Here is a 24,653-nt window from a genome sequence, read left to right as displayed (position 1 = left end):
GTCCGGGTCACAGCGAGCCGAGCACGCCGTAATCAGGACTTTCTCCCATCCTTACACGCCGTACCGCTCCGGTTTGGGCGATCGGGACATGAGCAACATGCCCGCCTCCGCCGGGGACATGCCGTCGTGCACGACCCCGACGACGACCTCGGTGATCGGCATCTCGACGTCGTGCTTCCTAGCCAGCTCCAGCACGGACTCGCAGGACTTCACGCCCTCGGCGGTCTGCTTGGTGGCGGCCACGACCTCGGCGAGGGTCATGCCCCTGCCCAGGTTCTCGCCGAAGGTGCGGTTGCGCGACAGCGGCGACGTGCAGGTCGCCACGAGGTCTCCCATGCCCGCGAGCCCCGCGAACGTGTGCTGGTCGGCCCCCAGGGCCGCGCCCAGGCGGGAGATCTCGGCCAGCCCCCTGGTGATGAGCATGGCGCCGACGTTGTCGCCCATGCCCATGCCCGCGGAGACGCCCACGGCCAGGGCGATCACGTTCTTCACCGCGCCGCCCAGCTCCACGCCGACCACGTCGTGGTTGGTGTACGGGCGGAACCACGGCGGCAGGTGGCAGATCGCCTGCAGCCGGGCGGCGACCGACTCGTCGGTGCAGGCGACGACGGTGGCGGCGGGCTGGCGTTCGGCGATCTCCTTGGCCAGGTTGGGGCCCGAGACGACCGCGACCCGCTCCTCGGGCACCTCGGCGACCTCGCGGATCACCTCGCTCATCCGCTTGGTCGTGCCCAGCTCGATGCCCTTCATCAGGCTCACCAGGACGGCGTTCGGCGGGATGTGCTCGCGCCAGGCGGCCAGGTTGGGCCGCAACTGCTGCGACGGCACCGCCAGCACCACGAACTCGGCCCCTTCGAGCGCCCGGGCCGGGTCGGTCGTGGCGCGCAGCTTCTCCGGGAGGGGGAGGCCCGGCAGGTAGTCGGGGTTGACGTGGTCGCGGTCGATCGCCTCGACCAGCTCCCGCCTGCGCCCCCAGAGCGTGACCTCGTTGCCTGCCTCGGCCAGGATCGTCGCGAACGTGGTCCCCCACGAGCCCGTCCCGAAAACGGCCACCTTTGTCATGCCATCACTCCTTGGCCGGATCGTAGGGAGTCTCGGGGGCCTTCTCGCCACGCAGCTCGGCGAGCTGCTGGGTGATCGCGGCCGTGATGTCGGCCGTCGCCGCGCGCAACACCTCCGCCTGCAGGGGCCGGCCCTGGTACTTCGACAGGTCCACCGGTGGGCCCACCGTCACGCGGAACGTCTTGCGCGGGAACAGCCTGGGCTTCTTCTCCCCGTACGGCAGCAACTCATGCGCGCCCCAGTGGGCCACCGGGATGACCGGCGCGCCGCTCTCCAGCGCCAGCCGGGCCGCGCCCGTCTTGCCCACCATGGGCCACAGATCGGGATCGCGGGTGCAGGTGCCCTCGGGGTAGAACAGGATCGCGCCGCCGTCCTCGAGCCGCTGGGCCGAGATGTGCAGGGACTTCGCCGCCTCGGCGCTGCCCCGGTCGACGGGGATGGCCAGGAGCCCCGTCACCGCCCTGCCCAGGAACGGCACCTTGAACAGAGCGGACTTGGCCAGGATTACCGGCCAGCGCCCGTTGTTGTAGAGGAAGTGCGACAGCAGGACCGGATCGGCCCAGGAGAGGTGATTGGTCGCGATGATCACACCACCGGTGCGCGGGATGCGCTCCCCACGACGCCAGTCCCTCTTGACCAGGAGCCAGGACAGCGGTTTCACGATGACGACTGCCAGGGTTTCCCAGAAACGCGATGGTCGCGCGGGGCGGCTCATGGTCTCCTCCAACACGTACGGGATGCGCCCCAAGTCTCCCGGTTGGCCGCGCGGGATGTCGAGGCGGGATGCTTAAGACTATGAGCATCCGCTGGTCCCTGGTCATCCCGGTGAAGACGCTGGTCGCGGCGAAGACGAGGCTGGCGGCGGCCACCGGCCCGCACCGGACCAGGCTGGCCGTGGCCGTGGCGAGTGACACGGTGGCGGCGGCGCTCTCGTGCGCGCGGGTCGCCCGGGTGATCGTGGTGACGGCCGATCCGGCCGCGGCCGGGCCCCTGGGCGCGCTGGGGGCCGAGGTGGTGCCCGACCCGGATCGCGGCCTGAACACCGCCCTGCGCACCGGGGCCGCCCATGCCGTACGCGTCGCGCCGGACGACGCGGTGGGGGCGCTCCAGGCGGACCTGCCCGCCCTGCGGTCGTCGGAGCTGGGGACGGCGCTGGAGGCCGCCGCCGAGTTCGACCAGTCCTTCGTGCCGGACGCGCTCGACGTCGGGACGACCTTCTACGGGGTGCGGCCCCGGATGCCGTTCACGCCGAGGTTCGGCGGCGAGTCGCGGGCCAAACACCTGGCGGGCGGGGCGAAGGAGCTGTGCCTGACGGGGATCGACTCGGTGCGGCGGGACGTGGACACGCCCGACGACCTGCGCGCGGCGATCCCGCTGGGCCTCGGCCGCCACACGGCCGCGGTGGTCGCCGAGCTGTGGCCCGGCTCATGAGACGGCTGGGTCCGGTCTTCTCCTGCCGAGGGCTCATGAGACGGCTGGGTTCCGGTCTCCCTGCCGAGGGCTCATGAAGTGGTCGCGGAGGTCTTCATGATGGCGGGCGAGGTCGCCACCGCCAGGTGCGCCAGGCTCATCAGGGCCACGGCCGCGGCGAAGGCCGCGTAGCCGCCGAGCCACTCCCCCAGCGCGCCCCCGGCCAGCCCGCCCAGCGGGTACGCCCCCCACATCAGGAAGCGCATGCTGGCGTTGACCCGGCCCATCAGGTGGTCGGGCGTGATGCGCTGGCGGTAGCTGAGCTGGGCCACGCCGAAGATCGAGCTGACCGCGCCGAACAGCGACGAGGCCACCGGGAAGATCAGCAGCCGCCAGCCGGGGCCGGTCGCCAGCGCGGGCAGGTAGAGCACGGCCGCCAGGACGGCGGCGCCGTACAGAGTGGGGCCGCTGCCGAAGCGCGCGGTGAGGCGGGCCACCAGCGCGGCGCCCACGAGGGAGCCGACGGCGGCGGCCGACAGCAGCAGCCCGTACTGGGCGGAGCCGACCCCCAGCTCCTTGACCAGGTAGAGCGGCAGTCCGACGGCCGCGATGCCGTTGGCCGCCATGACGAGCGCGCCCACGATCGCGACCCTGCGCAGCACCCGCTCTCCCGCGACGAACCTGATGCCCTCCGCCACCTCCTGGCGCAACCTCCGCTCGCCGCGCCGCGGGCTCTCCTCGGCGCGCACGCCCCACAGCAGGAACGCGGAGAGGAGGTAGCTGACGGCGTCGGCGAGCAGCGCGATCGGCGCGGTGAACACGGCCACCGCCCAGCCGCCGACGCCCGGTCCGGCGAGCAGCGAGGTGTTCCTGGTGACCTCCAGGACGCCGTTGCCGCGTTCGAGGCGCTCCTTGGTCACGATGGCGGGCAGGAAGCTCATGTGGGCGACGTCGAAGAAGACCGTGCCCACGCCCAGCACCAGTGCGACCGCGTACAGCTGCGGCAGCGTCAGCACGTCGAGCCAGGCCGCCACCGGGACCGACAGCAGCGCCACGCCACGCGCGAGGTCGGACCAGATGAGGATCGGGCGGCGCCGCGACCGGTCCACCCACACGCCCGCGGGCAGCCCGATCAGCAGGAAGGCGAGCATCTGGGCCGCCGACAGCAGGCCGAGCTGGAAGGCTCCGGCGTCCAGGGCGAGGAGCGCCGCCAAGGGCAGGGCCACGACCGTGACCTGCGTGCCCAGCTGCGTGATGGCGTTCGCCCACGCGAACCGCCAGAAATCGCCCGTACGTCCCATGTCTCTCGATCTTTGCCGCCTGGCCGGGCAAGGGGCAAACGAATTACGCTGATCAGCGTGCAGGGAACGGTACGCAGCTTCGACGAGGCCACGCGCTCGGGGACGGTGTTCCTCGACGACGGGACCGTGCTGGAGTTCGGCACGTCCGCCTTCGACGCGGGGCCGCTGCGGCTGCTGCGCACGGGCCAGCGGGTCAACATCGGGATGTCCGGCGACGAGATCGCCTACATCACGCTCTCGACCTTCCCGGTCCCGGACGCCTTCCGCGGCCGCCCGCCGGCGGGCGATTCCGAGTAACGGGCCCTTTTGCCGGGTCGCGGCCCGGCCGATTGCGGGCCGAAATGCGAAACGCCCGGGCCGATGGCCCGGGCGGAAGCGCGTGCTGGGTTTACTTCTTCTTTCCGGCTTTCTTGCCGCCCTGGTTGACCAGTTCCTTGAAGTCGGATCCCGGGCGGAACTTCGGCCCCCAGCTCTCGGGGACGTTGATTTCCGCGCCGGTCGACGGGTTCCTGGCCGTGCGGGCGGGCTTGTTCACCATCTCGAATGCGCCGAAGCCCGTGATCGAGACCTTGTCGCCGCTCGCCACGGCCTTCTGGATGGTGTCGATGACCGCGTTCACGGCCTCGGTGGCCGTCTTCCTGTCGCCAACCCGATCAGCGATGGCCTCGACGAGTTCTCGCTTGTTCATGAAAGTCCTGCTCCCCCAGTTACGGCTCGGGGTTCCAGCTCACGAGTTCGCCCTAGAAACCCCTTACGGGCTTGAAAGTAGGCGGGATCGCCGGTGAACTCAATCACCTAGCGCGTTTTCCTCACTACGTGGCGTGTCGAGAGAGGCCAGAAAGGCGTCGAGGCGGGCGGCGGCCCTTTCCGGGTCACGCTTCGCCAGATCGCAAATCGCGAGGTAGCGGCGGGCCAGCCGGTCCTTCTCGGCTGGGGGGAGCATGCGGACGCGGCGGTGCGCCTCGCGCAACCGCCGCGCCAGTTCGTCGTCTTCTAGACGGTCGTCGGCAGCCATGGCTGCCGACCATTCTCGTACGCCGCCACATCGTCGGCGTGACGCAGGGTCAGCCCGATGTCGTCGAGGCCCTCCATGAGCCTCCAGCGGGTGTAGTCGTCGATCTCGAACGACACGGCCTCATCGGCCCAGCGGACCTGGCGTTCGACCAGGTCGACGGTGATCTCGAGCTTCGGGTCCGCCTCGACGGCCGACTGCAGCGCCTCGACCTTGTCGCCCGGCAGGATGACCGGCAGCAGGCCCATCTTCGTGGAGTTGTTGCGGAAGATGTCGCCGAAGCGGGTGGCGATCACGGCGCGGAACCCGTACTGCTGCAGCGCCCAGACCGCGTGCTCGCGCGAGGAGCCGGTGCCGAAGTCGGGGCCGGAGACGAGGATCGAGCCGCCCTCGTAGGACGGGTCGTTCAGCACGAACGTCGGGTCCTCGCGCCAGGCCGCGAACAGGCCCTTCTCGAACCCGGTGCGGCTGACCTGCTTGAGCCAGACGGCCGGGATGATCTGGTCGGTGTCGACGTTGCTGCGGCGCAGCGGCACCGCCGTACCGGTGTGGGTGGTGAATGCTTCCATCGGTCCAGGTCTCCTTACAGGTCGGCGGGCGCGGTCAGACGGCCGGTGACGGCGGTCGCGGCGGCGACCTGCGGCGACACCAGGTGGGTGCGGCCACCCTTGCCCTGGCGGCCCTCGAAGTTGCGGTTGGAGGTGGAGGCGCTGCGCTCGCCGGGCTGGAGCGTGTCGGGGTTCATGCCCAGGCACATCGAGCAGCCGGCCTCGCGCCACTCGGCGCCGGCGGCCTTGAACACCTCGTGCAGGCCCTCCTGCTCGGCCTGCAGCTTGACCAGCATCGAGCCGGGGACGATCAGCGTGCGGGTCTTCACCTGGCGGCCGCGCAGGATCTCGGCGGCCGAGCGCAGGTCCTCGATGCGGCCGTTGGTGCACGAGCCGACGAAGACGGTGTCGACCTCGATCTCGCGCAGCGGCGTGCCGGCGGTCAGGCCCATGTACTCCAGCGCCCGCTCGGCGGCCGAGCGCTCGACCGGGTCGGAGAAGCTCTCCGGGGACGGAACGGACTCGCCCAGCGGCAGGCCCTGGCCCGGGTTGGTGCCCCACGTGACGTACGGGGTCAGTGTCGTGGCGTCGATCTCCACGACCTTGTCGAACACGGCGTCGTCGTCGGTGCGCAGCGTCTTCCAGTACGCGACGGCCTGGTCCCACGCCTCGCCCTCGGGCGCGTGCGGGCGGCCCTTCAGGTACTCGAACGTGGTCTCGTCCGGCGCGATCATGCCGGCGCGGGCGCCCGCCTCGATCGACATGTTGCAGACCGTCATGCGGCCCTCCATGGAGAGCTTGCGGACGGCCTCGCCGCGGTACTCCACGATGTAACCCTGGCCGCCGCCGGTGCCGATCTTGGCGATGATGGCCAGGATCAGGTCCTTGGCGGTCACGCCGGCGGGCAGCTCGCCGGAGACCTCGATCGCCATCGTCTTCGGCCGGTACGCGGGCAGCGTCTGCGTGGCCAGCACGTGCTCGACCTCGGAGGTGCCGATGCCGAACGCGATGCCGCCGAACGCGCCGTGCGTCGAGGTGTGGGAGTCACCGCACACGATCGTCATGCCCGGCTGCGTCAGCCCGAACTGCGGGCCGATGATGTGCACCACACCCTGACCGGCGTCGCCCATCGGATGGAGCCTGATGCCGAACTCGGCGGCGTTCTTGCGCAGCGTCTCGACCTGCGTCTTGGACACCGGGTCGGAGATCGGGCCGAGCACGGTCGGCACGTTGTGGTCCTCGGTGGCGATCGTGAGATCGGGCCGCCGCACCTTCCGGCCGGCGAGACGGAGCCCGTCGAACGCCTGCGGGCTGGTCACCTCGTGGATGAGGTGCAGGTCGATATAGAGCAGGTCCGGTTCGCCCTCGGCACGCCGGACTACGTGCTGCTCCCAGACCTTCTCGGCCAGTGTGCGGCCCATGATCTCCTCCTGTTTGTTCGCGGTGCGCCATCGCACCGCTTGCTCAGGCCCGGTCCCGCCGGTCGCCGCTCCGGGGGACCAGCGCTCCCTCCGTGCCTTCTACGATGCTTCGCATCGCGGCCCGGTCGCTCAGGTCCGGTCTCTTCCCTCGTCACTCCGGTCGCTACGCTCCCTTCGTTCCTCAGTCCAGAGACCGGCGCTCCCTCGCGGCGGGAGTTTGCCTCCGACTTGCCTTCTCATATGTCGAGACGGCAGTATCGGTGTATGGACAACTCTAGCGGAGTCGGAGTACTCGACAAGGCAGTTCTTGTACTCAATGCCCTCGAAGCGGGACCCGCTTCACTGGCGCAGCTCGTCCAGGCCACCGGTCTGGCCCGCCCCACGGCCCATCGGCTGGCCGTCGCACTTGAGCACCACCGCATTGTGAGTCGTGACACACAGGGCAGGTTCGTCCTGGGTCCCCGGCTTTCCGAGTTGTCCACCGCGGCCGGCGAGGACCGGCTGCTGGCGGTGGCCGCCCCCGTGCTGATGCAGCTCCGGGACCTCACCGGGGAGAGCGCGCAACTCTATCGCCGGCAGGGCGACGAGCGCGTGTGCGTCGCGGCCGCCGAACGTGCGAGCGGCCTGCGGGACACCGTGCCGGTGGGCTCCGCGCTGCCCATGTCCGCGGGCTCGGCCGCGCAGATACTGCTGGCGTGGGAGGAGCCGGACCGGCTGCACCGCGGCCTGCGCGGCGCCAAGTTCAGCGCCGCCACCCTCGCCTCCGTACGACGCCGTGGCTGGGCCCACAGCGTCGGCGAGCGCGAGCAGGGGGTGGCCAGCGTGTCGGCGCCCATAAGGGGCAGCGGCGGCAAGGTGATCGCGGCCGTGTCGGTCTCCGGCCCCATCGAACGGCTCACGAGGGCGCCGGGCCGGCTCCACGCGGTGCCCGTTATGGCGGCGGCCGAACGTATAACAGAGGCAATGCGTCGCACGTCATGATCGGCGAAAGCAGGTATTTGGGGAGCCGAGTGCCTCGTGGGCGCACTAGCCTGAGTGCGTGACAGATCGCATCGAGGTAGCCGCCACTGAGCTGCGACCCCTGCTCGAAGAGTTCATCATGTGGGCGCGTGCGAACGCGCCCGGAAGCGACCCCGAGCTCGTGGGGCCCGCCGCACTGTGGCACCGTCTCGCCTTCTCGCAGGACCTCGGCACGTGGAAGCGTGCTGACCTGCGCAACCTGCTGCTCGACCGCATGCCCAAGGTCGTGGAGGATCCCGACGCCGCCGCCGACGGGATGCTCCCGGCCGTGGACGCGTACCTGACGTTCCTCTCCCAGACCGGCAGGCTGGCCGAGGGCTCGGACTCCCTCGCCGATCTGCAGGCTGAGCTCGACGACGTCGAGGACGAGTTCGTCGACCTCATGGAAGAGCTGCTCGACGACGCCGAAGGCGACGACGACGGGGAGGACGAGGTCGGCGACCTGGGCGATTTCGAGCCGTTCGCGGACGACCTCGCCGAACTCGACACGATCAGGCTGCGGCCCGACTCGGAGCTCGCCGCGGCGGCCCGTCAGGCGCCGCTGGTGGCCAAGGCCCGCGACCTCGCCCTCTGGGTGGGTTCCGGCCGCCGGGTGGGCGAGGACACCCTGCTCACCGACGCCGAGGTGGAGGAGGCGCTGGCGGCCGTCGGGCTGCCCAGGCCCGACACCGACGGCCCGATCGCCGAGGTCGTCCCGCAGCTCTGGAACATCTGGAACCTGGCCGTGGACCTGGAGTTCCTCCAGCCCGGCGAGGGCAACACGGTCGCGGTGCAGGACGACACCTCCGAGTGGCCGTTCGACGACGACGAGGACGTGCTCGACGCCTGGATGCTCGGGCTCCACTCCGTCGACTACGGCGACCCGGAGCTGAGCGACGAAGACCTCACGATGGCGCTGGCGGGCCTGACCCGGGGCCTGCTGGTCAGGCTGCTGCTGGCGGGCGGCTCGCGCGAGCTCGACGACCTGGCGCAGGACCTGGCCGAGTCCGCCGCCGACCTCGACGAGCTGGGCTCGGACGCGTGGGAGGCGGCAGGCGAACCGCTGGCCCCCGCGATCGACTGGCTCGTCGGGTACGGCATGGTCGAGGTCGACGGCAGCACCATCCGCCTCACGCCGCTCGGCACCGAGGGGGTCGTCCACCTGGTGGACGACGCCGACATCGAAGTGGACGCGCGGCCCGCGATCGAGTCCATGAGCGCTCACGAGCTGCTGGCGCTCAGCGCCGAGCTGCCCGAGGAGGAGGCCGACGCGGAGTTCGCGGCCTGGATGCGGCTCCGGGAGCCGGGCAAGGCGGCCGAGGAGCTGCTGGAGGCTGCCGCCGAGGACGAGAGCGACGCGCTGATCAGGGTGCAGGCGGCCAGCGTGGTCGGCACCCTGGGCGAGGCCGCCATCCCGGCCTGGCAGGCGGCACTCAAACAGCCCTCGCTCCGACCCTACGCGGCCACGCACCTGAGCCAGCTGGAGGTCGAGGGGGCGCCCGAGCCCACCCAGGACGACACCCACTGGCTGATCCTGGACATGTGGACGATCTCGGCCGGGCTGGGGCGTTCCGAGTTCGTGAGCAGCCTGCGGGACATCGGGCCGGAGATGGTCAACAACCTGCTCGAGGCGATCTGGCGGATTCCGCACGCGCACGTGGAGGAGCTGCTGGACCTGATCTCCCAGGTCCACCCGGACAAGCAGGTCGCCAAGGCGGCCCGCCGCGCCCTCTTCAAGGCCCGCTCCGTGTAACCACCGCTCCATGGAGGCCCTCGCCACTCGGCGGGGGCCTTTCCACTCCCCTCTCTTCTCAGGCGAGCCACCCACTACAGCGGCCTGGCCTCCTGGGCTTCGCACGCTCGCGAGGAGCACCCCACAGCCGGCCGCCTCGGGGCGGCGACCCACCGAACGGGGCCGGAAGCTTGGGGTCGGCAGCCACCGCACGCGGCCGGACGCCTCGGGTCGGCGGGCCGCTGCACGTGGGTGGGTCCAGGGAGACGGTTGCGTGGCAGGCGGGCCCGGAAAACAGAAACGCTCCGGGCTGTGAGCGCCGGAGCGAGAGTGATAGACGTAGTCCCGACCGGATTCGAACCGGCGCTACCGCCTTGAGAGGGCGGCGTCCTGGGCCACTAGACGACGGGACCTTCGCGGGCTTGTGACAGTGGTAGTCCCGACCGGATTCGAACCGGCGCTACCGCCTTGAGAGGGCGGCGTCCTGGGCCACTAGACGACGGGACCCTGTCCACAAGCTGCTGGTGCCGGGATCTCCCCGGCAACGCAGGTAACTCTACCGCACCCCGGAGACCACTCCAAACTGCTTAACGGCCCATCAGGTCGGGCCTGTGGCGGCGTACCCAAGCCCCCATCGCCCCGCCCTCCCACAGCGGGTCGAACTCCCCGAGCGGGATCGCCACCTCCGGCCGGCCGGTGACCGGGTCCACGGGGACACGCGCCAGCCGCTCGCGCATCCAGCCCGGCACGCGCGGCGGCACCGTACGCTCGCCCCACCCGACGAGCCCCGCCGAACGCAGCGGCTCCACCCGTACCCGCACGCCGCCCGGACGGCCGATGCGCCTGGGGCTGGCCAGTTGGGTGTCCACGACGTCGATCCTGGTGATGTCGGGCCAGCGGAGGCGGACGCGGAAGCCGTACGAGTCGGTCAGTTCCACGCCGTCGGCGGAGAAGCGGACGACGGTGCCGTTGGTCAGGCGGCGGTGCTTGGCCACGAGCACGGCCAGGAGGGCGGCGGTGGCCAGCGCCCCGATGACGGCGCCCAGCGGGGTGCTGCCGGTGAAGATGGCGCCGAGGAGCAGGCAGACGACGAAGAAGAGGGCGAGCGGAGCGACGAACGGGGCGACGACGCGCGGGAAGTTGCCCGCGCGAATACGAAACTCATCCATAAGTCGGGCGGACTCTACCCAAACCACTGCCGTGACTCCACCCTCACGCCCCTCGCCCACTGTCAGCCGGTGGGTCAAACCCTGGCCGGGGAGGCGCTCATCTCCATCACCACTGTCAGTCGGTGAGGAGGCCGCGGCGGTAGGCCTCGGCCACGGCGGAGGCGCGGTCGCGGACGTCGAGCTTGGCGTAGATGTGCAGGAGGTGAGTCTTGACGCTGGCCTCGCTGATGAACAGGCTCGCCGCCGCCACCTTGTTCGTCGCTCCCCCGGCCACCAGGCGCAGCACCTCCAGCTCCCGATTGCTGAGCCTGCCCCTGGTGGGCTTGCGGAGGGCCGCCGCGAGCCGGCCGGCCACGGCGGGGGCGAGGACGGTCTCGCCCCGGTGGGTGGCGCGGACGGCGCGCACCAGCTCCTCCGGCGGGGCGTCCTTCAGCAGGTAGCCCGTGGCGCCCGCTTCGAGGGCGGGCAGGACGTCGGTGTCGAACGTGGTCAGGACCAGCACCCGCGGGCCCGTGCCGCTGAGGCAGCGGATGGCGGTGACGCCGTCCATCCCGGGCATGCGCAGGTCCATGAGGACGATGTCGGGCTCGAGCTCGGCGGCCAGGCGTACGGCCTCCGCTCCGTTGGCCGCCTCGCCGACGATCTCAAGGTCGGGCTCGCCACCGAGTGCCGCGCGCAGGCCGTCGCGCACGATGGGGTGATCGTCCGCTATCAGCAGCCTCAGCCGCATCTCTCCCCTTCCGGCCGGCACCCGTCGTCCCTCGTCAGGGTCTCATCCATCGCCCCTCCTTGGGTCGACTGACCACACGTCCGATGATCAGGGCGCGAGGCTCCTCTTCCGCCTTTGGGAAAGGGGTGGAGGGGGAGCAGGGGCGGCGGCCGCTCCCGGGTGGCGGCCGTGGCCGGCTCGCGGATCATGGAAGGTCGTCTTCGGCGGGGATCGCAGGGATGGCGGCGGCTACGGCGGTGCCCTGGCCGGGGGTGGACTCGAGGCGGAGGGTGCCGCCGACGGCGCGGACGCGTTGGCGCATTCCGTCGACGCCGAAGCCGTCAGCGGGCTCCTGCGAGGCGAAACCGGCGCCGTCGTCTCGAATGTCGAGGAGGACGGTTTCGTCCGTGTACGACAGGGTCAGGCCCGTCCTGGAGGCTCTGGCGTGCTTGGCGACGTTGGCCAGGGCCTCCTGGGCCACGCGGAACAGCGTGTCCTCGATGGGGGCGGCCAGGGCGACCGGGGTGCCGGTGATCTCGAGGGTCAGGTCGACGCCGGCCGACCGCGACCACGACTCGGCCAGGTCGGTGATCGCGTCCGGGAGCTTCGAGGTCTCCAGCGGCTCCGGGCGCAGGGCGCGTACGGACCGGCGGGCCTCGGAGAGGCTGCGGCGGGCCAGCTCGGCGGCCTGGTCGAGGTGGCGGCGGCGGGTCTCGGCCCGGGAGGTGCGGTCGGCGGCGTTGAGCTGGCCGATCAGGGCGACGAGGTCCTGGGCGACCGTGTCGTGGATCTCGCCCGCCACGCGGTGCCGCTCGTCGAGCACGCCCGCCCGCCTGGCCTGGTCGAGGAGCCGGGCGTTGAGGGAGGCGTTCTCGGTCATGGCGGCGCGCAGGCGCTCGACCAGGCGGCGGCGCTTGTCGTGCTCGCCGGAGACGTACCAGCCGGCCGCAACCAGCGGCAGCGCCACGCCCGCGATCACGGTGAGCAGGGTGCCCCGGGCGCCCGGCCCCGCCTGGGCCGTCACGATGACGATGGCGGTGAGTGTCACGCCCGCCATGGTCAGCCGGGCCGGGAGCAGGGCGCTGGCCAGCGGGTAGCCGATCGAGGCGAACACGATGAAGGCGGGGCTCGCGGCCGTCAGCGCGGCGGCGAGCGCGATCAGCACGAGGAAGTGGCCCACGACGAGCGCGCGGCGCGTGTCCCGGCGGGGGTGGAGCCAGCCGATCGGCGCCACCCACACCGCCGCGGCCAGCGCGACCGCCGGCCACCACGGCGCGAACGCCGCCGGGCCGGGGCCGAAGTCGGCGGCCGGCCCGCCGGACCACGACCCGGCGACCGCCGTCCACGCCGCCGCAGGACCGCCGCCCGTCGCCGTCGGGAGGCCGCCCGTCGCGGCCCACCCCGGGCCTGCCGTTGCGGCGAGCCAGGCCGGCAAGGGGCCGGCCAGCCAGCGAAGGAGGGGCCAGGGCACGTCCGCGAGGGCGGCCGCGGTCGAGGAGATCCCGAGCAGTCCGTAGGCGAGGCACAGAAAGGCCCCGCGTTCGCGCCCGTCGAGCCAGCTCATGGGGTCAAGCCTGGCATGGCGTCAACCGATCGGTGGATGCCGGACGTCCACCGCACGACGAGCCGGGCAGGCGATGCGCACCCGCCCTGAGCTGGGCGAACATCGAGTCATGAGCTTTCCGACCCGTAGGGACATGTTTCAGTACGCCGCCGTCGCGGGCGCGGGCGCCGTGGGCGCCCAGGCCGCCAAGCCGAGGCGGGAGGTGACCACGTACGTCTTCGTGACCGGCGCGAACGGCTCGGCCAGCGGCGACTCCGAGCTGACGCTGCGCGGCCACCGCACCGTGGGCGTGGCACTGCCGGGGCACGGCCCCGAGGAGCAGTTTCGCCTCGCCTACCAGACCCCGCAGGACCTGGAGAAGCTGGCCACGCTGCCGTCGCCGGTGGCGGGGGTCACGCTCGACGACTATGTCGAGGCCACGGTGGACGCCGTGCGCCGGGTCTCCGGCTACGGCCCGGTGATCCTGGTGGGTGGCAGCCTGGGCGGCGCGACCATCACGAAGGCGGCCGACGCGGTGCCCGACCTGATCGACCTGCTCGTCTACGACACCGCGTTCTGCTGCACGAAGCTGAGCTCGCCCAACGACTATCTGGGGACGCCGGAGGGCAAGGAGAGCCTGGCGGGCAGCGTGGCGGCGGGCATCATCGCCGACCCGAGGGTGATCGGCGCGATCCGCATGAACTGGCGGACCGGCGACAGGAAGTTTCTGGACGCGGTCAAGGCGGCGTTCATGGCGGAGGCGAGCGAAGGCGAGCTCCTGGCCATGCTGAACACGTTGCTGCCGGATGAGAGTCTCCTGGTGGGGAGCGCCGACGCTCGGGGGCGCAAGGAGGCGTGGGGACGGGTGCCGCGCGTCTACATCAGGCACACGCGGGACAGAGTGATCCCGCTCGCGCTGCAGGACCGGATGATCAAGGAAGCGGATGCGGCCACGCCAGGCAACAAGTTCAAGGTCTACTCGGTGGAGGCTTCGCATGCGCCGACGGCGAGAACGTACCGGCTGATTACCGAAATCCTGCACAAACTGGCGAAATGATAAAGCTGGGGTACCAGGACTCGAACCTAGACTAACTGAACCAGAATCAGTCGTGCTGCCAATTACACCATACCCCACCGCTTGCGACCCCTGGGGGCGCTCTCGGCGACGTCCGAAAGAATAGCCCAGCTCTGGGGTTAAGACCAAAACGAATAGCCAACGAACCCTCCAGCGCCCACAGCAGCCGCCCTCACGTGCCAAGCTGAAGAGGACAAAACACCACGTGGAGGAGCCCCACCGTTGGCCGGTAACCCGTTCTTCACCCCTAGCGACCTGCCGTACGAACTGCCGCCCTTCGCCGACGTCCGCGAGGAGCACTACCTGCCCGCGTTCGAGCGCGGCATGGCGGAGCAGCTGGCGGAGGTCGGCGCGATCGCAGGCAGCACCGAGGCGCCGACGTTCGACAACACGATCGCCGCGCTCGAGCGGTCGGGACGGATTCTCGACCGCACGGCCACGGTCTTCTTCAGCATCGCCGCCTCCGACACCACCGACGGCATCATGGAGATCGAGAAGGAGATCTCTCCCCAGCTGACCAGGCACGGCGACGCGATCCGGCTCAACCGGGCGCTGTGGGCGCGCATCAAGCAGGTGTCCACGGAGGAGCCCGAGGAGGCCTGGCTGCTGGAGAAGTACCGGGAGGACTTCATCAGGGCGGGCGCCGACCTGTCGGAGCCGGACCAGGACCGGCTCCGGCAGCTCAACGAGGAGCTGTCGAAGCTCTCGACGGAGTTCGCGCAGACGCTGCTGAAGGCCTCGACGGAGTCGGCCCTGGTGGTGTCGGACCCCAAGGAGCTCGACGGCTTCGACCAGGCCAAGATCGAGTCGCTGCTCAAGGACGGCAAGTACGTCCTGCCGCTGCTCAACTTCACCGTCCAGCCGGGCCTGGCCCAGCTCACCGACCGCGACGTGCGCCGCAGGCTGTACGAGCTGAGCGTCGGGCGGGCGCCGGGCAACTTCGAGCTGGCGGCCAGGATGGCGGCGCTGCGGGCCGAGCGGGCGGAGCTGCTCGGGTTCTCCAGCCACGCGGCGTACGTGGTGGCCGACCAGACGGCCAAGACCGTCGAGGCGGTCGAGGAGATGCTCGGCCAGCTCGTCGCCCCCGCCGTGCGCAACGCGCGCAAGGAGGCCGAGGCGCTGTCGGAGCAGGCCGGGTTCGACATCGAGCCGTGGGACTGGTCGTACTACTCCGAGAAGGTGCGCCAGGCCCGCTACGACTTCGACGCCGCCGAGATGCGGCCGTACTTCGAGCTCGACCGCGTCTACCGTGACGGCATCTTCTTCGCGGCCGGGAAGCTGTACGGCCTCACCTTCACCGAGCGGCCCGACCTGGGCGGATACCACCCCGACGTGACGGTGTACGAGGTGTTCGACGAGGACGGGAGCCGGCTGGGGCTGTTCGTGCTCGACCCGTACGCGAGGGAGACCAAGCGCGGCGGCGCGTGGATGAACAACCTGGTCGACCAGTCGTTCCTGTTCGGGCAGCTGCCGGTGGTCATCAACAACCTCAACGTCACCAAGCCGGCCTCGGGGCCGACGCTGCTGACGTACGACGAGGTCAACACGGCCTTCCACGAGTTCGGGCACGCGCTGCACGGGCTGTTCTCCCAGGTGCGCTTCCCGCGCGTGTCGGGCACCCACGTGCCGCGCGACTTCGTCGAGTACCCGTCACAGGTCAACGAGATGTGGGTGACCTGGCCCGAGGTGCTGGCCAACTACGCCAAGCACCACGAGACGGGCGAGCCGATGCCGGCCGAGCTGGTGGAGAAGCTGCAGGCGGCGGAGAAGTTCAACCAGGGCTTCAAGACCGTCGAATATCTCGCCGCGACCCTGCTCGACTGGGCCTGGCACAAGCTGGCGTCCGGGGAGACGGTGGCCGACCCCGAGGCGTTCGAGTCCGCGGCCCTGGAGGCCGCCCAGATCGCCGTGCCACAGGTCGGGCCGCGTTACAGGACCAACTACTTCGCCCACATCTTCTCCGGCGGCTACAGCGCCGGCTACTACTCCTACATCTGGAGCGAGGTGCTCGACGCGGAGAGCGTGGAGTGGTTCAAGGAGAACGGCGGGCTCACCAGGGCCAACGGTGACCACTTCCGCCGCGAGCTGCTCTCCCGCGGCGGCAGCCTCGACCCGCTGACCGCGTTCCGCAACTTCCGCGGGCGCGAGCCCAGCATCCGGCCGCTGCTCGTCCGCCGCGGCCTCGACTGAGCCTGTGCGGCCGGCGGCCCGCCCTGCGGGCCGCCGGCCGCCGGATCAGCCCTTCAGGCGGGCCAGCGAGGCGCGCAGGCGCTCCTGTGCCCGGGCGCGGCCGAGCACCTCGATCGACTCGAACAGCGGCAGGCCCACCGTCCGGCCGGTGATCGCCACGCGGACCGGCGCCTGGGCCTTGCCGAGCTTGAGCCCGTACGCGGTCCCGACCTCCTCCAGCGCCTCCTTGAGCGACTCGGGGTCCCAGCTGACCGTCTCCAGCCGCGACAGGTAGTCGGTGAGGATCTCCACCGGCGAGTTCTTCATCGCCTTGTCCCAGGAGGCCTGGTCGAAGACCGGCTCGTCGAGGAAGAGGAAGTCGACGTTCTGCCGGATCTCCGACAGCACCGCGATGCGGGTCTGGGCCAGCGCCGCGACCTTGCTGAACAGCTCGCGGTCCCAGGACGGGTCGAGGTAGGGCTCGCAGCGGTGCTCGAACGTCTCCAGCGGCAGCGCCCGGATGTACTCGCCGTTGAACGCGCGCAGCTTCTTCTCGTCGAAGAACGCGCTGGCGGAGTTGACGTCCTCCAGCCGGAACAGCGGCATCATCTCGGACCACGGCATGATCTCGCGGTCCTCGCCCGGCCCCCAGCCCAGCAGCATCAGGTAGTTGACCGTGGACTCCGCGAGGTAGCCCTCCGCGCGGTAGTCCTCCAGGGCCACCTTGTCGCGGCGCTTGGACAGCTTCTTGCGCTGCTCGTTGACGATCACCGGGAGGTGCGCCCAGACCGGCGGCGTGGCGCCCAGCGCCGGCCACAGCAGCATCTGCTTGGCGGCGTTGCCCAGGTGCTCCTCGCCGCGGACGACGTGGGTGATGTTCTGGGTGATGTCGTCGACCGCGTTGGCCAGCACGTAGAGCGGCGAGCCGTCGGTGCGGGCGATGACGAAGTCCTCCTGCGCCTCGTTGGGGAACTCCACGTTGCCCCGGATGAGGTCCTCGACGACCGTGACGCCGTCGTCGGGGGTGCGGAAGCGGACCGCGCCCTCGGTCAGGCCGCGGTCGCGGCAATGGCCGTCGTAGCCCCGGTGCTCGGAGCCGGTGCGGGCCACCAGCAGCTCACGCGTGCAGTCGCAGTAGTAGGCCCGGCCGTCGGCCAGCAGCTTCGCCACCGCCTCGCGGTGCTGGGCCTCGTACGCCGACTGGAAGTAGGGGCCCTCGAACGCCGGGTTGCCGCCGTTGATGCCGATCCAGTCGAGGGCGGAGATGATGCCCTCGGTCCACTCCGGACGGTTTCGCGACGCGTCGGTGTCCTCGATGCGCAGCACGAAGCGGCCGCCGGACTGCTCGGCCAGCGCCCAGTTGAACAGCGCCGTGCGGGCACCGCCCACATGGAACATGCCGGTTGGGGACGGGGCGAACCGCACCCGTACTTCAGTCACGGGAGACCACCTTGTTCGTGAGTGTGCCGATGCCTTCGATGCCGACGCTGACCTCGTCGCCGATCTCGAGCGGGCCGACACCCGCGGGGGTGCCGGTCAGGATGACGTCGCCGGGGATCAGGGTCATGACCGCGCTGACGTAGGCCACCAGCGCGGGGATGTCGTTGATGAGCTGGCTGGTGCGGCCGCTCTGCCGGATCTCGCCGTTGACCGTGGTCGTCAGCGCCAGGTCGCTCGCGTCGAGGTCGGTCTGGATCCACGGCCCCAGCGGGCAGAACGTGTCGAACCCCTTGGCCCGGGTGAACTGCACGTCCTTCTTCTGGAGATCGCGGGCGGTGACGTCGTTGGCGCAGGTGTAGCCGAAGATGACGTCCTTGACCCGCTCGACCGGCACCTCGCGGCACAGCCTGCCGATCACCACGGCCAGCTCCCCCTCGTAGTCGACGCGGTCGGACAGCGTCGTGGGGTACGCGATGTTCTCGCCGTGGCCGATCACCGACGTGGACGGCTTCATGAAGATCAGCGGTTCCTCGGGCACCTCGTTGCCCAGCTCGGCCGCGTGCTCGGCGTAGTTTCTGCCGATGGCGACCACTTTGCTCGGCAGCATCGGGGCCAGCAGTTTCACCTGGGACAGCGGGTGCCGCTCGCCGGTGAACTGCACCTGGCCGAACGGGTGACCGGCGACCGCGGAGATGACCTCCTCGCCCGGGCCGCCCTCGACCACGCCGAACGACACGCCTTCGCCTGTGGAGAACCTCGCTATACGCACCTGACAAGGCTATCGCCGCCACCGCCAGGCTCCGCCCAACGCGTACCTCGTGCCGCGCCGGACCAGGAGCAGGACCCTGAGGCCGCCCGCGTTAGCCTGGATCTCTCAGCAGGTGGTGTCGCCGACGAGAGGGGCCCCGTTGTCCGTCGTGAAGATCAACGTCCTGAACGTGCCCGCCGACATGCGCGAGGAGCTCGAACGGCGCTTCGCCAACCGGGCGGGCATGGTGGAGTCGGCCGACGGGTTCGAGTGGTTCGAGCTGCTCAGGCCGGTGGAGGGCACCGAGCGTTACCTCGTCTACACGCGCTGGCGCAGCGAGGAGGACTTCCAGAACTGGCAGCAGGGTGAGGCCTTCCGGCGCGGGCACGCGCAGGCCGCCCAGGCCGCCCAGGAACAGGGCCACGGCCACGGTCACGGGCACGGGCAGGGGCCCGCGGCGACCGGCTCGGAGGTGTGGACCTTCGAGGTCGCCGAGAGCACCGGCCCCAAGTCATAGCCGATCCGGCTTCCAAGACCCTTTTCGGGGTCAGGCGTCCAGCGGGTTGCGCGCGATCCGGTCCACGATGCCGGCGCGGACGAACTGGCCGGCGATGCTGGACGGCTTGCGCGCGCCCTGCTCCGAGATGCACGCCCCGAACTCCTTGGCGATCTCCAGCCTCGGGTAGCGCTCCAGGACCTCGCGCCTGATCGCCTCGGGGATCTCCTCCGTACGGCGGCCCGAGATGTCCATGCCGGTCGAGAGCTCCAGCAGGTGGCCCTCCGGGTCCTCCTCCAGGGGCACCTCGTCCCACATGTGCCGGATGATCACCTCGCGGGCGCGTACCCTCCGCTCGGGCGACCAGCCGGCGCCGGCGCAGAAGACCCAGGCCACGTCGCCGCCCGCCTCCTCGAACGGCACCGAGTGGCTGTCGAACTCGGCCACCAGCCCGAGGTCGTGCAGCATGGCCGACACGTAGAGCAGCTCCGCGTCGAACGCGATGCCGTGCTCACGCGCGTACGCGGCCGCCCACAGGTAGGCCCTGATCGAGTGGTTGAGCAGCGAGGGCGTGTGGTAGCGGGCGGCCACCTCCAGCGCCCCGCGGCAGGCGGGTGTGTCCGGGATCACGAGGTCGTCGAATGTCACCGCACCAGCATGTCGCGCCAGGTACGGCTACGCCATGCGGGACACCGGTGGCGCATCGAGCATCTAACGAATCCGCCACTCAACTTGACCCATTGATCGCGATTCGGAAAGCATGTTCCACCTTCACTTTTTGTCCCGAAAGGAACTGGCGTGCGCCGGCTCGCGATACCTCTTGCCCTTATGCTGGCGCTCGGCGGGTTAGGCAGCCCCGCGCATGCCGACAAGGTGACCCGGACCGCGGAGTGCCAGGGCGACTGGCTGCCCGGCACCCCCACGGCCGACGACGTCATGAAGGGCGAGATCTCGCTGGTCGGGCTGCCCGCGTACAAGCTCGGCAAGAAGATCAACTGGAGCGCGAGCCCGTACGGGAACCGTTCGTGGGAGTTCGTGTTCCAGTCGCTGCGCTGGATGGGCACGCTGGTCGTCGCGTACGAGAACAGCGGTGACCGCAGCTATTTGGATCGCGCCACCGAGATCACCAAGGACTGGGTCGCGAACAACAAGCCCGGGGCGCGCGGCACCAAGCCGTACACGTGGAAGGACCACCCGGTCTCGCTGCGCACGCAGCCGCTGCTCTGCCTGAGCATGCACGTCAAGGAGAGCTGGCTGAAGGACAGCCTCGCCGACCACGCCAGGCTCCTGTCGGACTCGCGGCTCTACAAGAAGGGCCACAACCACGGCATCGACCAGGACATCGCGCTCATGGGCATCGGCTGCAGGTACGGCCGCAAGGACTGGTCGGACCTGGCCTCCCGCCGGCTGACCGGCACGGTGAAGCTCGACGTCGACTCGCAGGGCGCGCTCATGGAGCAGGCCCCGCGCTATGCCGTGTACGTCTACAGCCGGCTGCAGGTCGCGATCACCAACATGAAGGCGTGCGGCAGGAAGGTGCCCGGCGAGATCGCCAAGCGGGCCGAGGCGATGAAGGACTTCATCGCCCACGCCACCATGCCGACCGGCTACATGGTGCCCATCGGCGACGGCACCGCCGAGACCGAGCCGAAGATCGAGACGGGGACGCCGAAGCAGGAGGTCAAGACTTACCGGGCGGGCTACGTCTTCGGCCGCACGGCCTGGGGCAAGCCGGACTCGGCGTACTACTCGATCAGGTTCGGGCCCGGGCTGAAGTTCCACGGCCACGAGGACCACCTGGGCGTCACGTACTACGCCCAGGGCCGCAACCTCCTGGTGGACGGCGGCTTCCACTCCTACGAGAAGAGCGCCTACCGCTACTGGACGCTCTCCCCCGAGGCCCACAACGTGCCGACGGTGGTCGGGGCCCGCTTCAAGCCGCGGACGTCCTCGAAGCTCGTGGCGTCGAAGTACGGCAAGGACCGGCAGTCGTTCAAGCTGACCGACAAGGCGTACGGGGTGAGCCGCACCAGGTCGGTCCTGGTGAACCACGGCGAGGACCTGATGGCGGTGCTGGACACGGCCTCGGGCGGCAAGAAGATAAGCAACCTCTGGCGGTTCGACCCGTCGCTCAAGCTGGTGTCCAACGGCGGGGGCAAGGTCGTGCTCGGGGACGGCAAGTTCAAGGTCACCCTGCTGCAGTTCTCGTCGTCGTGCGACCGGGTCGGCGGGCAGAAGGTGGAGCGCGGCGGGAAGGTGGGCTGGGTCTCGCCCACGTACCTGTCGAAGCTGCCGACCAATGTGGTGGTGTCACCGGCGGCGCAGTCGCTGTTGACGGTGATCGTGCCCGGGACGGACTCGCCCAAGGTGTCCTGCTCGGGCGGAAAGGTCACGGTGGACGGCACCTCGTTCTCCGCCAAGGCGTTCTAACCTCGCCTCCTGCCGTCAGCCCAGGAAAGAGCCGCCTCCATCCACCATGATCGAGCAGCCGGTGATGAATGAGGCGTCCGGCCCGGCCAGGAAGACGGCGGCGCGGCCGATGTCGGCCTCCGCGTCACCGGTGCGGCGCAGCGACAGGCCGGACAGCGCCGCGTCCAGCTCGTCCGGCCGCGTGTCGAAGTAGGACTTCGCCCCTTCGCTGAGCGCGAAGGGGCAGATCGCGTTGACCGTGATGTCGTGGGCACCCCACTCGCGGGCCGCGGTCCTGGTGAGGCCGCCGACGGCGGCCTTCGCCGACACGTACGCGCCGTAACCGACCAGCCCCTGGATCTCGGAGCCGGAGCGCAGGTTGATGACGCGCCCGCCGCCCTTGAGGTGGGGGAAGCAGGCCCGCATGAAGTACGTGCTGGCCATGGGGCCGGTGCGGAACGCCAGCTCGAGATCCTCGTCGGTGATCTCCTCCAGCGGCACCCCGACGCGGGCCGCCATCGCGTTGTTGACCAGGATGTCCACGGTGCCGAACCGCTCGACCACCGCGGCCACCGCGGCGCCGACGGCGGCGGAGTCGCGGATGTCGCAGGTCAGCGGGATCGCCGCCGCGCCGAGGCGCTCGATCTCGCCGGCCGTCCCGGCCGCCGCCTCGCCGTTGAGGTCGACGACGGCGATCGAGGCGCCCTCCTTGGCCATGGCCATGGCGATGCCGCGCCCGATCCCCTGCCCGGCGCCGGTCACTATCGCGACCTTGCCCTCCAACGAACCCATGACGGCTCCTTCCCTTCGCGCTATCCAACACCTGTCGGCTAAACAACGGGTGTCGTCAAAGTACACTGAGCCTGTGCCCGAAGAGAAGCCCCCGCTCACCGGCCGCGTCCAGGCCGACCCCCGCGCGCGGCGATCCCTGGCCGCGCTGCAGCAGGCGCTGCTGGATCTGGTCCTGGACAAGGAGCTGGGGCAGATCACGGTGGCCGACGTCACCAAGCGGGCCGGCCTGAACCGCTCGACCTTCTACGACCACTTCCCCGACGTCCACGCCCTCGCCGAGTCGGCCTGCGCGGCGATGTTCGACGGCCTGGTCGCCGCCGCGCCGAAGCTGGGCCGGTACGTGGTGGCCCGGAGCGAGCCGCCCGTCGAGACCACGCGGTTGTTCGCGCACGTCGCCGAGCACGCGCACCTGTACCGGGCGCTGCTGGGCCCCGACGGCAGCGCCCGACTCCAGGACCACCTGCGGCACCGCATGACCGTCGCCATCCACGTCAGCGGACAGCGCACCTCACCGGACGACGGCGGCTCCACCCACGTCGATGATCCTGCGGACATCCCTCATGACGTTCCGGCGGCGTTCGTCGCGGGGGCGCTGCTGTCGGTGGCGGCGGACTGGGTGCGGCGGGGGTGCCCGGGCACCCCCGAGGAGCTCTCCGCGGCGGTCTGGCCCCTGATGGTCGGCGCCTCACCCTGATCCGGCGCCTCACCCTGATCCGGGCGCCTCATCGTGAACCGGCGGCGAAATCGGCGCCTTCGCCGTCAGAACATCCCGTACGGGATCTCGCCAGGATCGGGCACCGGCTGCACCACATCCCAGTGCTCGACGATCTGCCCGTCCACCATCCGCCATATGTCGACGACCGCGATCCCGCGCCCGTCCCCTGGCGGGACCATGTGATAGTGCAGCATCACGTGGTCGTCCTCGGCGATGACCCGCTTGAGGTCGAGCTTCGCCCCGGCGACCGGGGCGCTCGCGATGAACTCGATGAACGCGTCTCTGCCTGACGGATTTCCCGGGCTGTGCTCGATGAAATCCTCCCGGAGCAGGTCGCGAAGTATCTCCACGTTCCCCGCCGCGAACTCCGAGAAGCCGCGCAGGACGATCTCCTTGTTGCGTTCGGCAATGCCGTTCTCACTCATGCGCCCACCATGCGGCGCCCCGGCCCGGCCCGTCGATTACATCCCATGTAATGGACAACCGGCTACCAGGGGGTCAGGGGAGCCCCTGGTCCGTCATTTCTTGGAGATCATGACCTCGTGGCCGTCCGGGTCGGTGGCCTTGATGTAAGTGCCCCAGGCCTCCTCTACCGGGTCGGTCACGGTGACGCCGCGCTCGCGCAACTGACGCACCGTCTCGTCGATGTCATCACAGGCGAAGGTGAGAAAGGCACCCTCGCCCGGCTTCTTGTCGAACGCCTCCGCGCTGTGCAAGGTGATCGAGGTCTGTCCGCTCGGCGGCTTGACCTCCACCCAGCGCGCGCCCGGCCACATCTCGGCATCGACGGTCTTGGTGAAGCCGAGCTTGTCGACGTAGAAATCCACCGACCGCTGCTGATCGGCTACGTACATGACGGCGACGTTGATGTGGGTGATCATGGATATCCCTTTGTCTTGTCGGCTCGACCGCATCGGTTGTCAGCGATGCCCGCACTGCCCTCTCTGCGCAGCGCGGCATAGCAGCAGCCTATGTGAGCCGACCTTGCCGAACCCGCCGGCGTCACCTCCCATGTGATCGACGGTGGATCGCGGTGAAGGCCAGGAGCAGTTCGGCGGTCCGCGGCGGATCTTCCACGATGGGCGAGTGGCCGGAACCGGGCAGCAGCTCGATCTTCGCGCCCGGAACGACGCCGTAGTCGGCCGCGGACGAGGATCGCCACCTCCGGTCCTCCACACCGAAGATCACCAGCAGCGGCTTGCCGAGGTCCTTCAGCCGATCGGGGAGCGCCCGCTCCTCCAGGTATTCGCGGGGCGCCTGCATGATCGCGACGAACGCAGGGAAGCTCATACCGCGCAGCTCGTCCACGAACGCCTGCGGGATCGGGTGGTCCGCCCGCCTGAAACCGGTGCTCGAGAACTGGCGGATCAGCTCGTCGCTCGGCGGCCACTGCGAGGGCCCGATCGCAGCGGACTCCTGTGCGATGAAGGCGTCCATGCTGGGTCCGGTGTTGATGAGCGCGAGCGCGGTCACCAGGTCGGGTCGTCGCTCGGCGAGGGCGGTGGCGACCGCGCCGCCGCTGGAATGGCCGGCGACCACGGCGTGCTCGACGCCGAGCCGGTCCAGCGCCGCACCAGCCCGGCGTGCCTGGTCCGCGACCGCGTAACTACCGTCGGCCGGTTGGCCCGACCGGCCGTGACCGAGCAGGTCGATCCGGATGACGCGGTGGGATCTGGTCAGCAGCGGAACCAGCAGGTCCCACCACATGGCCGAGGATGCCGTCCCGTGGATGAGCAGGAGTGGGGGCGCGTCGCGGGGGCCGTCCTGGCACACGTGGATGTCGCCGTCGTCCAGGGACAGGGTCGAGCTCTCGGTGGCTTCGGTTCCGCCGTCAGAAATGGTCATGAGGCCACTGTCGCCGCCGGTACGCGCCGGTGGATTGGACAAATGTTCCCCCCGATCG

The 24,653-nt window shown here is 70.3% G+C and carries 26 protein-coding genes and 3 tRNA genes; 9 read left to right on the top strand and 20 right to left on the bottom strand.

Annotated features, from left to right (window positions below; genetic code table 11):
• Positions 1 to 51 precede the first annotated feature (51 nt).
• Both AB0L65_RS51440 and AB0L65_RS51435 read right to left on the bottom strand, forming a co-directional pair.
• Complete coding sequence (locus AB0L65_RS51440) at positions 52 to 1,062, bottom strand: NAD(P)H-dependent glycerol-3-phosphate dehydrogenase (RefSeq protein ID WP_350729715.1); 1,011 nt, start codon at positions 1,060 to 1,062, stop codon at positions 52 to 54.
• Between the two features lie 4 nt (positions 1,063 to 1,066).
• Positions 1,067 to 1,777, bottom strand: coding sequence for a lysophospholipid acyltransferase family protein (locus AB0L65_RS51435; protein ID WP_364262563.1), 711 nt, complete (start codon positions 1,775 to 1,777; stop codon positions 1,067 to 1,069).
• A gap of 80 nt (positions 1,778 to 1,857) precedes the next feature.
• Here AB0L65_RS51435 and cofC point away from each other — a divergent pair, with 80 nt between their 5' ends.
• Positions 1,858 to 2,493 (top strand): 2-phospho-L-lactate guanylyltransferase, encoded by a 636-nt coding sequence (gene cofC, locus AB0L65_RS51430; RefSeq protein ID WP_364262560.1) that lies wholly within the window; start codon positions 1,858 to 1,860, stop codon positions 2,491 to 2,493.
• 71 nt (positions 2,494 to 2,564) lie between these two features.
• Here cofC and AB0L65_RS51425 read toward each other — a convergent pair whose 3' ends face one another.
• Positions 2,565 to 3,773 (bottom strand): MFS transporter, encoded by a 1,209-nt coding sequence (locus AB0L65_RS51425; RefSeq protein ID WP_364262559.1) that lies wholly within the window; start codon positions 3,771 to 3,773, stop codon positions 2,565 to 2,567.
• 57 nt (positions 3,774 to 3,830) lie between these two features.
• On the opposite strand from AB0L65_RS51425, the gene AB0L65_RS51420 reads away from it, so the two are divergent.
• Complete coding sequence (locus tag AB0L65_RS51420; protein WP_364262556.1) at positions 3,831 to 4,070, top strand: hypothetical protein; 240 nt, start codon at positions 3,831 to 3,833, stop codon at positions 4,068 to 4,070.
• A 91-nt stretch (positions 4,071 to 4,161) separates the two neighbouring features.
• Here AB0L65_RS51420 and AB0L65_RS51415 read toward each other — a convergent pair whose 3' ends face one another.
• From AB0L65_RS51415 to leuC, 4 genes are all read right to left on the bottom strand, one after another.
• Positions 4,162 to 4,461 carry an HU family DNA-binding protein gene (locus tag AB0L65_RS51415; protein WP_350729708.1) on the bottom strand — a complete coding sequence of 100 codons (300 nt, stop codon included), beginning with the start codon at positions 4,459 to 4,461 and terminating at the stop codon, positions 4,162 to 4,164.
• A 99-nt stretch (positions 4,462 to 4,560) separates the two neighbouring features.
• Entirely contained in the window at positions 4,561 to 4,788 is a 228-nt protein-coding gene (locus AB0L65_RS51410; protein ID WP_355208881.1) for a hypothetical protein, read from the bottom strand.
• Positions 4,767 to 5,354, bottom strand: a complete 588-nt coding sequence (gene leuD / locus AB0L65_RS51405; RefSeq protein ID WP_364262553.1) for a 3-isopropylmalate dehydratase small subunit — start codon at positions 5,352 to 5,354, stop codon at positions 4,767 to 4,769. The genes AB0L65_RS51410 and leuD overlap by 22 nt, the downstream gene beginning before the upstream one ends.
• A gap of 14 nt (positions 5,355 to 5,368) precedes the next feature.
• Positions 5,369 to 6,754 carry a 3-isopropylmalate dehydratase large subunit gene (leuC, locus tag AB0L65_RS51400; RefSeq protein ID WP_350729703.1) on the bottom strand — a complete coding sequence of 462 codons (1,386 nt, stop codon included), beginning with the start codon at positions 6,752 to 6,754 and terminating at the stop codon, positions 5,369 to 5,371.
• Between the two features lie 264 nt (positions 6,755 to 7,018).
• On the opposite strand from leuC, the gene AB0L65_RS51395 reads away from it, so the two are divergent.
• Positions 7,019 to 7,735 (top strand): IclR family transcriptional regulator, encoded by a 717-nt coding sequence (locus AB0L65_RS51395; RefSeq protein ID WP_350729701.1) that lies wholly within the window; start codon positions 7,019 to 7,021, stop codon positions 7,733 to 7,735.
• A 58-nt stretch (positions 7,736 to 7,793) separates the two neighbouring features.
• On the top strand, positions 7,794 to 9,506 hold the full coding sequence (locus tag AB0L65_RS51390; RefSeq protein ID WP_364262550.1) for a hypothetical protein: 1,713 nt from the start codon (positions 7,794 to 7,796) through the stop codon (positions 9,504 to 9,506).
• Between the two features lie 319 nt (positions 9,507 to 9,825).
• On the opposite strand, the gene AB0L65_RS51385 is transcribed toward AB0L65_RS51390, so the two are convergent.
• From AB0L65_RS51385 to AB0L65_RS51365, 5 genes are all read right to left on the bottom strand, one after another.
• A tRNA-Glu gene (locus AB0L65_RS51385) sits at positions 9,826 to 9,898 on the bottom strand.
• Between the two features lie 18 nt (positions 9,899 to 9,916).
• Positions 9,917 to 9,992 (bottom strand) — tRNA-Glu (locus tag AB0L65_RS51380).
• Between the two features lie 80 nt (positions 9,993 to 10,072).
• The gene (locus AB0L65_RS51375; protein ID WP_364262547.1) at positions 10,073 to 10,654 is read right to left on the bottom strand and encodes a hypothetical protein; all 582 of its coding nucleotides are present in this window, start codon (positions 10,652 to 10,654) and stop codon (positions 10,073 to 10,075) included.
• A 115-nt stretch (positions 10,655 to 10,769) separates the two neighbouring features.
• Positions 10,770 to 11,384: a response regulator transcription factor gene (locus AB0L65_RS51370; protein WP_364262544.1), complete on the bottom strand. Its 615-nt coding sequence runs from the start codon at positions 11,382 to 11,384 to the stop codon at positions 10,770 to 10,772.
• Positions 11,385 to 11,568: 184 nt separating this feature from the next.
• On the bottom strand, positions 11,569 to 12,927 hold the full coding sequence (locus AB0L65_RS51365; protein WP_364262541.1) for a sensor histidine kinase: 1,359 nt from the start codon (positions 12,925 to 12,927) through the stop codon (positions 11,569 to 11,571).
• A gap of 109 nt (positions 12,928 to 13,036) precedes the next feature.
• Here AB0L65_RS51365 and AB0L65_RS51360 point away from each other — a divergent pair, with 109 nt between their 5' ends.
• Positions 13,037 to 13,963 (top strand): alpha/beta fold hydrolase, encoded by a 927-nt coding sequence (locus tag AB0L65_RS51360; RefSeq protein WP_364262538.1) that lies wholly within the window; start codon positions 13,037 to 13,039, stop codon positions 13,961 to 13,963.
• A 5-nt stretch (positions 13,964 to 13,968) separates the two neighbouring features.
• Here AB0L65_RS51360 and AB0L65_RS51355 read toward each other — a convergent pair.
• Positions 13,969 to 14,040 (bottom strand) — tRNA-Gln (locus AB0L65_RS51355).
• 163 nt (positions 14,041 to 14,203) lie between these two features.
• On the opposite strand from AB0L65_RS51355, the gene AB0L65_RS51350 reads away from it, so the two are divergent.
• Positions 14,204 to 16,171, top strand: coding sequence for a M3 family metallopeptidase (locus AB0L65_RS51350; protein ID WP_364262535.1), 1,968 nt, complete (start codon positions 14,204 to 14,206; stop codon positions 16,169 to 16,171).
• A gap of 45 nt (positions 16,172 to 16,216) precedes the next feature.
• On the opposite strand, the gene gltX is transcribed toward AB0L65_RS51350, so the two are convergent.
• Together gltX and AB0L65_RS51340 are read right to left on the bottom strand one after the other, a co-directional pair.
• Complete coding sequence (gene gltX / locus AB0L65_RS51345) at positions 16,217 to 17,590, bottom strand: glutamate--tRNA ligase (protein WP_364262532.1); 1,374 nt, start codon at positions 17,588 to 17,590, stop codon at positions 16,217 to 16,219.
• Positions 17,583 to 18,359: a fumarylacetoacetate hydrolase family protein gene (locus AB0L65_RS51340; protein WP_185068095.1), complete on the bottom strand. Its 777-nt coding sequence runs from the start codon at positions 18,357 to 18,359 to the stop codon at positions 17,583 to 17,585. Before AB0L65_RS51340 ends, gltX begins: the two co-directional genes overlap by 8 nt.
• Positions 18,360 to 18,498: 139 nt before the next feature.
• On the opposite strand from AB0L65_RS51340, the gene AB0L65_RS51335 reads away from it, so the two are divergent.
• Positions 18,499 to 18,855, top strand: coding sequence for an antibiotic biosynthesis monooxygenase (locus tag AB0L65_RS51335; RefSeq protein ID WP_355208858.1), 357 nt, complete (start codon positions 18,499 to 18,501; stop codon positions 18,853 to 18,855).
• A 30-nt stretch (positions 18,856 to 18,885) separates the two neighbouring features.
• Here the strand turns inward: AB0L65_RS51335 and AB0L65_RS51330 are convergent, their stop codons facing one another.
• The gene (locus tag AB0L65_RS51330; protein WP_350729687.1) at positions 18,886 to 19,482 is read right to left on the bottom strand and encodes an HD domain-containing protein; all 597 of its coding nucleotides are present in this window, start codon (positions 19,480 to 19,482) and stop codon (positions 18,886 to 18,888) included.
• 225 nt (positions 19,483 to 19,707) lie between these two features.
• Here AB0L65_RS51330 and AB0L65_RS51325 point away from each other — a divergent pair, with 225 nt between their 5' ends.
• Entirely contained in the window at positions 19,708 to 21,264 is a 1,557-nt protein-coding gene (locus AB0L65_RS51325; RefSeq protein ID WP_364262529.1) for a heparinase II/III family protein, read from the top strand.
• 15 nt (positions 21,265 to 21,279) lie between these two features.
• On the opposite strand, the gene AB0L65_RS51320 is transcribed toward AB0L65_RS51325, so the two are convergent.
• Positions 21,280 to 22,035, bottom strand: coding sequence for an SDR family oxidoreductase (locus tag AB0L65_RS51320; RefSeq protein WP_364262526.1), 756 nt, complete (start codon positions 22,033 to 22,035; stop codon positions 21,280 to 21,282).
• A gap of 73 nt (positions 22,036 to 22,108) precedes the next feature.
• On the opposite strand from AB0L65_RS51320, the gene AB0L65_RS51315 reads away from it, so the two are divergent.
• On the top strand, positions 22,109 to 22,729 hold the full coding sequence (locus tag AB0L65_RS51315) for a TetR/AcrR family transcriptional regulator C-terminal domain-containing protein (RefSeq protein ID WP_364262523.1): 621 nt from the start codon (positions 22,109 to 22,111) through the stop codon (positions 22,727 to 22,729).
• Between the two features lie 65 nt (positions 22,730 to 22,794).
• Here the strand turns inward: AB0L65_RS51315 and AB0L65_RS51310 are convergent, their stop codons facing one another.
• The 3 genes from AB0L65_RS51310 to AB0L65_RS51300 form a co-directional block, all read right to left on the bottom strand.
• A complete protein-coding gene (locus AB0L65_RS51310; RefSeq protein WP_364262520.1) occupies positions 22,795 to 23,175 on the bottom strand; it encodes a nuclear transport factor 2 family protein in 381 nt (126 codons plus the stop codon).
• A 93-nt stretch (positions 23,176 to 23,268) separates the two neighbouring features.
• A complete protein-coding gene (locus AB0L65_RS51305; protein WP_364262517.1) occupies positions 23,269 to 23,631 on the bottom strand; it encodes a VOC family protein in 363 nt (120 codons plus the stop codon).
• A 121-nt stretch (positions 23,632 to 23,752) separates the two neighbouring features.
• Positions 23,753 to 24,595, bottom strand: coding sequence for an alpha/beta hydrolase (locus tag AB0L65_RS51300; protein ID WP_364262514.1), 843 nt, complete (start codon positions 24,593 to 24,595; stop codon positions 23,753 to 23,755).
• Positions 24,596 to 24,653: the final 58 nt, after the last annotated feature.

The sequence above is a fragment of the Nonomuraea sp. NPDC052116 genome, from assembly GCF_040680035.1.
GTDB lineage: Bacteria > Actinomycetota > Actinomycetes > Streptosporangiales > Streptosporangiaceae > Nonomuraea > Nonomuraea angiospora_A.
This window is presented reverse-complemented; position numbering and strand designations above follow the sequence as displayed.

What these genes read in the sequence shown, in the direction of transcription:
- AB0L65_RS51395 (WP_350729701.1), top strand. Translation starts at nt 7,019, where the DNA reads ATGGACAACTCTAGCGGAGTCGGAGTACTCGACAAGGCAGTTCTTGTA.
- AB0L65_RS51415 (WP_350729708.1), bottom strand. Translation starts at nt 4,461, where the DNA reads ATGAACAAGCGAGAACTCGTCGAGGCCATCGCTGATCGGGTTGGCGAC.
- AB0L65_RS51425 (WP_364262559.1), bottom strand. Translation starts at nt 3,773, where the DNA reads ATGGGACGTACGGGCGATTTCTGGCGGTTCGCGTGGGCGAACGCCATC.
- AB0L65_RS51410 (WP_355208881.1), bottom strand. Translation starts at nt 4,788, where the DNA reads ATGGCTGCCGACGACCGTCTAGAAGACGACGAACTGGCGCGGCGGTTG.
- AB0L65_RS51300 (WP_364262514.1), bottom strand. Translation starts at nt 24,595, where the DNA reads ATGACCATTTCTGACGGCGGAACCGAAGCCACCGAGAGCTCGACCCTG.
- AB0L65_RS51305 (WP_364262517.1), bottom strand. Translation starts at nt 23,631, where the DNA reads ATGATCACCCACATCAACGTCGCCGTCATGTACGTAGCCGATCAGCAG.
- leuD (WP_364262553.1), bottom strand. Translation starts at nt 5,354, where the DNA reads ATGGAAGCATTCACCACCCACACCGGTACGGCGGTGCCGCTGCGCCGC.
- AB0L65_RS51365 (WP_364262541.1), bottom strand. Translation starts at nt 12,927, where the DNA reads ATGAGCTGGCTCGACGGGCGCGAACGCGGGGCCTTTCTGTGCCTCGCC.
- cofC (WP_364262560.1), top strand. Translation starts at nt 1,858, where the DNA reads ATGAGCATCCGCTGGTCCCTGGTCATCCCGGTGAAGACGCTGGTCGCG.
- AB0L65_RS51440 (WP_350729715.1), bottom strand. Translation starts at nt 1,062, where the DNA reads ATGACAAAGGTGGCCGTTTTCGGGACGGGCTCGTGGGGGACCACGTTC.
- AB0L65_RS51310 (WP_364262520.1), bottom strand. Translation starts at nt 23,175, where the DNA reads ATGAGTGAGAACGGCATTGCCGAACGCAACAAGGAGATCGTCCTGCGC.
- AB0L65_RS51370 (WP_364262544.1), bottom strand. Translation starts at nt 11,384, where the DNA reads ATGCGGCTGAGGCTGCTGATAGCGGACGATCACCCCATCGTGCGCGAC.
- AB0L65_RS51375 (WP_364262547.1), bottom strand. Translation starts at nt 10,654, where the DNA reads ATGGATGAGTTTCGTATTCGCGCGGGCAACTTCCCGCGCGTCGTCGCC.
- leuC (WP_350729703.1), bottom strand. Translation starts at nt 6,754, where the DNA reads ATGGGCCGCACACTGGCCGAGAAGGTCTGGGAGCAGCACGTAGTCCGG.
- AB0L65_RS51435 (WP_364262563.1), bottom strand. Translation starts at nt 1,777, where the DNA reads ATGAGCCGCCCCGCGCGACCATCGCGTTTCTGGGAAACCCTGGCAGTC.
- AB0L65_RS51360 (WP_364262538.1), top strand. Translation starts at nt 13,037, where the DNA reads ATGAGCTTTCCGACCCGTAGGGACATGTTTCAGTACGCCGCCGTCGCG.
- AB0L65_RS51320 (WP_364262526.1), bottom strand. Translation starts at nt 22,035, where the DNA reads ATGGGTTCGTTGGAGGGCAAGGTCGCGATAGTGACCGGCGCCGGGCAG.